The 1,856-nt window shown below is 52.7% G+C and carries 3 protein-coding genes and 1 riboswitch; of the genes, 1 reads left to right on the forward strand and 2 read right to left on the reverse strand.

The genetic code is table 11. From position 1 onward, the window contains the following. Positions 1–331 precede the first annotated feature (331 nt). Positions 332–904 carry a manganese efflux pump MntP gene (mntP, locus tag ACSZPU_RS25440; RefSeq protein WP_499004378.1) on the reverse strand — a complete coding sequence of 191 codons (573 nt, stop codon included), beginning with the start codon at positions 902–904 and terminating at the stop codon, positions 332–334. 294 nt (positions 905–1,198) lie between these two features. Next, a riboswitch (Fluoride riboswitch) is annotated at positions 1,199–1,268 on the forward strand. An 87-nt stretch (positions 1,269–1,355) separates the two neighbouring features. On the opposite strand from mntP, the gene crcB reads away from it, so the two are divergent. Then, entirely contained in the window at positions 1,356–1,730 is a 375-nt protein-coding gene (gene crcB, locus ACSZPU_RS25445; RefSeq protein ID WP_499004379.1) for a fluoride efflux transporter CrcB, read from the forward strand. Between the two features lie 49 nt (positions 1,731–1,779). Here the strand turns inward: crcB and ACSZPU_RS25450 are convergent. Then, on the reverse strand, positions 1,780–1,856 hold a 77-nt coding region (locus ACSZPU_RS25450; protein WP_242430040.1), incomplete at its 5' end, for a hypothetical protein.

Genomic DNA, 1,856 nt, shown 5'->3' on the forward strand with positions numbered 1-1,856 from the left:
TTATCTTTCAATGGTCAAGCTGGGTTGCATCCGATTGTTTTACAAGAGGTTATGCAATTAAGGGACACAGCCTAGACCCATCCACACAACCCGCAATACGGGTGGTGATGGTCAGGGTTTGGATCGTACGCGTTAAACGTTTCATACAGCAAAGTTATAAAAGTTCGGCTGAGCCGTCAACGGGATGATGGTTTAGAGCATTCAGGGGCGAACGATTTTCTCTGCCGCAAGAGGGGGCATGGCCCGGAGGTGTAGTGGAGTATTTGCGCGTCTGTCTTTAAGCGGGCGCAGACCCTGCTGGCAGCATGCTGCCAGCAGGGTTGTAGAAACATCAGGCGAAAATTTCGAGGTGTTCCAGCAAAATGGAGCAGCCGATGCCAATCAGCACCACGCCGCCCATCACTTCGGCCCACTTACCCATCGCGGCACCGAGGAAGCGGCCTAACAAAATGCCCGTGGTGGCCATAATGGTGGTCGCAAGGCCGATCAGCAGGGCGGTGGTGACAATATTCACATCCAGGAACGCCAGGCCCACGCCGACGGCCATGGCATCCAGGCTGGTAGCGATGGCGGTGGTCACCAGCAGCCAGAAACTGTGCCGTTTAGGCGCGTTTTCCTGTTCCTGCCCGTCCTTTTTCATCCCCTCAAGCACCATTCGCGCGCCGAGCATCATCAGCAGGGTAAAGGCAATCCAGTGATCCCAGCGCATAACGTACTGGCTGGCAGCCAGGCCAATCGTCCAGCCAATCACCGGGGTGATGGCTTCAACCACGCCAAAGATGATGCCGGTTCGCAGCGCTTCTTTCAGTTGCGGGCGGTGAAGCGCCGCGCCTTTCCCGATCGATGCCGCAAAGGCATCCATAGACATACCGAATGCCAGAATGATGATTGCATAGAAGCTCATGTGCGTACCTTTAAATACCCGCCAGCGTGTGAACGGGTCAAATGCGTCAAATCTCAATAGCGGTCATGCTGCCACGGAAATGCGGGGAATGCAAAATTATCTTATAAATCAATAATATATAGTATTTGCTATGTTTTATTGCCTTGGCTATATCGTCTTTTATCGTTGCAGAATGAAGGTGTTGCGAAAGCCCGGAAAAAGGGTGAGTGCAAAATTTCTGCCGCTGCGTTAATCCATACACATTGATGGGCAATATGTTTGCATCTTGCCAGTCAGGGCGAATTGGGAAACAATAGTGGTCTGGGTGATGGCGTTCCACCTTATCCAACCGCTTCCTCGCGAAGCTGATGACGCCTGGTATGACTCTTTAACTGGAGGCATGTCGGGCGCGTATCTTTCTCCCTCTCTGCATGTTTCCAGCCCTTTATCTCTCGATGTTGTTGAGGAAAACATGCTGAAGTCTTTAATTGCCGTCATTGTGGGTGGTTCTGCGGGCTGTGTTATTCGCTGGCTGCTCTCTGTGCGCCTGAATGTGCTCTTCCCGAATCTGCCTCTCGGCACGCTGCTGGTTAACCTGATGGGTGGATTTATTATTGGCGGGGCGTTGGCGTTCTTTACGCGACAGCCGCATCTGGATCCCACCTGGCGATTGCTGATTACCACCGGGCTGTGCGGGGGGATGACCACATTCTCGACCTTTTCGCTGGAAGTTTTTTCGTTACTACAGGCGGGCAATTATATCTGGGCCATCACCTCGGTGATGGTGCATGTGTTTGGCTCATTGCTGATGACCGCACTGGGCTTCTTTGTCATCAATATGCTGTAAAAAAAGCCCGCAGGTTTGTGCCTGCGGGCCTTAGATGACTCAGTACGGCTTAACGCACCATGCAAGGACGTTTGTTGTCGAACGTCCAGCCAGGGATCAGATACTGCATCCCCATTGCATCGTCGC

The organism is Phytobacter sp. V69 (genome assembly GCF_965644215.1).
Classification (GTDB): domain Bacteria; phylum Pseudomonadota; class Gammaproteobacteria; order Enterobacterales; family Enterobacteriaceae; genus Phytobacter.

What these genes read in the sequence shown, in the direction of transcription:
- mntP (WP_499004378.1), bottom strand. Translation starts at nt 904, where the DNA reads ATGAGCTTCTATGCAATCATCATTCTGGCATTCGGTATGTCTATGGAT.
- crcB (WP_499004379.1), top strand. Translation starts at nt 1,356, where the DNA reads ATGCTGAAGTCTTTAATTGCCGTCATTGTGGGTGGTTCTGCGGGCTGT.